The sequence below is a fragment of the Bacillota bacterium genome, assembly GCA_040754675.1.
Taxonomy (GTDB): domain Bacteria; phylum Bacillota; class Limnochordia; order Limnochordales; family Geochordaceae; genus Geochorda.
The window spans coordinates 1-3,263 of sequence record JBFMCJ010000459.1 but is presented as its reverse complement, the minus strand read 5'-3'; the positions used below and the strand labels follow the sequence as shown (position 1 = coordinate 3,263).

General features: G+C 65.8%; 4 protein-coding genes. All 4 read left to right on the top strand.

The window, feature by feature from the left end; genetic code table 11:
* Positions 1 to 287, top strand: a 287-nt coding sequence (locus AB1609_19020) for a hypothetical protein (protein MEW6048539.1), incomplete at its 5' end; no start/stop codon positions are given.
* 56 nt (positions 288 to 343) lie between these two features.
* Positions 344 to 2,113, top strand: coding sequence for a glycosyltransferase family 39 protein (locus AB1609_19015; GenBank protein ID MEW6048538.1), 1,770 nt, complete (start codon positions 344 to 346; stop codon positions 2,111 to 2,113).
* Positions 2,114 to 2,225: 112 nt separating this feature from the next.
* A complete protein-coding gene (locus tag AB1609_19010) occupies positions 2,226 to 2,366 on the top strand; it encodes a hypothetical protein (protein ID MEW6048537.1) in 141 nt (46 codons plus the stop codon).
* Between the two features lie 83 nt (positions 2,367 to 2,449).
* Positions 2,450 to 3,263 (top strand): ABC transporter substrate-binding protein (locus AB1609_19005; GenBank protein MEW6048536.1); only part of this gene is annotated, 814 nt, incomplete at its 3' end.

Here is a 3,263-nt window from a genome sequence, read left to right as displayed (position 1 = left end):
ACGAACAAGAGGGCAGCATCGCAGACGCCATGGCGGCCTACCAGCGCGCCCTGGAGCTGAACGACCAGCAGTTCATCGCCCACATCTACCTAGGCGACTGGTTTGCCCGCGCTTCCGATTACGCAGGCGCGCGCAGCCACTACGAGCAGGCCGCAAAAACCGGGTGCCTGCTGCCAGCGGAAATGAGAAGGCTTGCCGAAATCTGCCTTCAGACAGGCGATGCCGTTAGCGCCGGGGAGTGGGCCCGGCGTGCGGCAGAAGCAGAGCAAGGATTCCCCGAGAGGTGACTGGCCCCTGCCCCGGGGCACCCTGCCTGCATTCATTTGAAAGCGAGGGGTAAGGATTGGACGTCAGAGAGCGCCGTGTCGCCACAGCCTCAGGCACGAGCGGGGCCCTGTTTGTTCTGTTCCTGGTGGCATACGCCTTCAGGTTCGCCCTGGTGCTCCAGCTAAGCGGAACCCCCTTCTTCGGAGCTCTGGCCGGCGAGGCGCTCTTCCTCGAACACTGGGCTCGTGCCATCGCAGCTGGGAACTGGCTGGGACTCGAGCGGGCGTACCCCGCCCCTCCGTTCACCATGTACTATCTGGCTGCGATCTACGCGCTGTTTGGTCGAAATATGGTCGCGGTAAGGATCGTCGGGTGCCTCATCGATGCGTTCAATTGCGTCCTCCTATACGCCGTCGGGAAGAAGATGTTCGGGCATTTACCGGGGCTCGCAAGCGCCGCACTATGGGCGGTATACCTGCCGGCGCTCTTTTACGAGGCGGTGATGCCGGGGACTTCCGCCCTGGTGGCCCTCCTCCTATGCGCCCTCAACGCGCTGATTTCCGCAGCTTCCGACGAGCGGCGCCTGCGCGCATGGTTCTTTGCCGGAGCCTGCCTGGCCCTGGCCGCACTCGGCCGGCCGCACCTTGTGGCCATCCTACCCGTCTCAGGCCTCTGGAGCCTGTACAGCCTGCGCCGCCGGAGACCGCGACTGCGGGCGGCCGCAGCCGTCGCGCTCCTCGGGGCGGGGTTTCTCGTGGTTGCCGTCCTCCCGTGTGCGCGGAACTTGGTAATAACGGGGGAACCCGGGTTTTCAGTAAACTACGGCCCCGGTTTCTACGTGGGAAACTACCCAGACGACCCGGCCGGGATAATCCCCCGAGTCAGGGGGTCGCTCGTGGGTGGCGACGTGGAGGAGTACACCGCCTTCGCCAGCGCGCTCGCCGGCCGTGCTCTCACGCCCCGCGAAGCCAGCGCCTTCTGGTTCCGGCGCACCCTCGACCATATTCGTAGCCAGCCGCGCGCCTTCCTCGAGCGGTTGGCGCAGAAGGCCCGGGACTACGTCGGCAACTACGAGATTCCAGATGACTGGGACTATCGATATCTGGCAGACCGCTTTTCCGTCCTGCGCATGCCGGCCGCGAGGTTCGGCCTAGTCTTGGCCCTGGGCGTGGGCGGAACGCTCGCGGCGTTATCCGCGCCTGGGCCCGATGTGAGGAGGACGGGCTGGCTTCTGGCGGGGCTCTCGGCTACCTACACCGGGGCAGTGCTCAGTATGTTTTACGTCTCCCGCTACCGCCACTTCGTCGCACCAATCCTCGTCCTGGGTGCCGGGTACCTTGCCACCGCGCTACCCGCCGCCTGGCGAGACCGCCGACTCGCTCGGCTGGCAGGCCTGAGTCTCTTGTCCGTGCTGGTTTTTCTCCAGGGGTTGGTGCGGCCTAACCCGCTTGATCACGACCGGGCCTTTGCCTCCTGCCTGGTCCTGGAGGGAGTGCTCCGCGAGCAACACGGGGACTTTGAGGGAGCTCTCTCTTGTTACAAACGTAGCGCTGAGATGTCGGGCCACTCTCCGCGGCCGTTCGTGTACGTCGCCGACCTTCTCCTATCCCGCGGAGACCCCCGGGGCGCCATTGAGTGGTACTACAGGGCACAAGCCGCGGGCCCGCTATCGGCTCACGAACTGTGCAACATGGCACGCAGCCTCGCGATGGTGGGCCGGCAAGAGGAAGCAGTGGAAGTGGCCCACCGTGCCGCGGCGCTTGATCCCACCAAGGACGAGCCGCAACGTCTGCTGGCGGAGTTGGAGACCAGCGACATCCACGCGGCCACTGCGCAGGGACCCTGATGCGTCCGCAGGATGCACCCGCGCACCTACTCGAGGGTGCCGGGTGACTCCGACTTCGCCCTCGGCCAAAGCCCGGGTAGAGACCGTGGGCACACGAAAGGAGGTGGACAAGATGCGCTGGCTCCGCCTGTTCTTGATGACCCTGATCCTGACCCTAGTCGTCGGCGCTTCTGGTCTAGCCCTCGGCGCCCCCGCGAACGCAACTTACCCAACCGACCACGTGGGTGCCCTTTGCAGCACCACCATCAACTAGCCCGGCCACTTCGCCGACAACGGGCCGCACCGGCACCCGGGGCCGGTGTCCGGCCCAACTCGCGGCAGAAGGAGTGCGATCCGATGCGATTCCGTGCACGCCGTTACTGGCGCGATTTTGCCGCCGCAGCGGGCGGCATCGCCGTCGGCGCGGTCATCCTGGCAGCGGCTGGCTGGCTGGGTTTCGCACGTCCTCCGTCGGTCGGTGCCCCCAGCTTGCTAGAGCGGGCCCCTGCCCCTCCCGAAGCCCGGTACGGAGGTACGCTCGTCGTGGTCCGGCCCAACGAACCCCAGACACTGAACCCCCTTCTCGCCCGTGACACCTGTTCGCTAGACTTCGTGAGCCGTTTGTTCAACAGCCTCTTCACCAATGATTCCGACTGTCGGGTGGTGCCGGACCTTGTCCGTTCCTGGACCACCAGTTCCGATCACCGCGTGTGGACGTTCCGGTTGCGGGAGGGCGTCAGGTGGCACGACGGCCAGGAGTTCACGGCAAGGGATGTCGTGTTCACCTACCGGGCCCTCCTCGACCCTGCCACCGCCTCTCCTCGTCGCGCTGACTTCACCTTCACTTCCGGCCCCGTGGTCGTAGAGGCGCTCGGCCGACACGAGGTGCGGTTCGTGCTGCCACAGCCCGTACCCCAGTTGCTGAGTCTCCTCACGGTGCCTATCCTCCCAGAGCACCAGTTCGCTGGCCGCTCCCCACTCTCAGATCCCCGCAACGAGCGACCGGTGGGGACAGGACCGTTCATCTTTGAGGCGTGGGAGCAGGGTCGCTACCTCTCGATGCGAGCGTTCGATGACTACTTCGAGGGCCGGCCATACATTGATCGCCTCGAGTTCATCATCGAGCCCGATCCGGCCCGGCGGGCCGAGATGCTCAGTAGCGGTGAGGCCC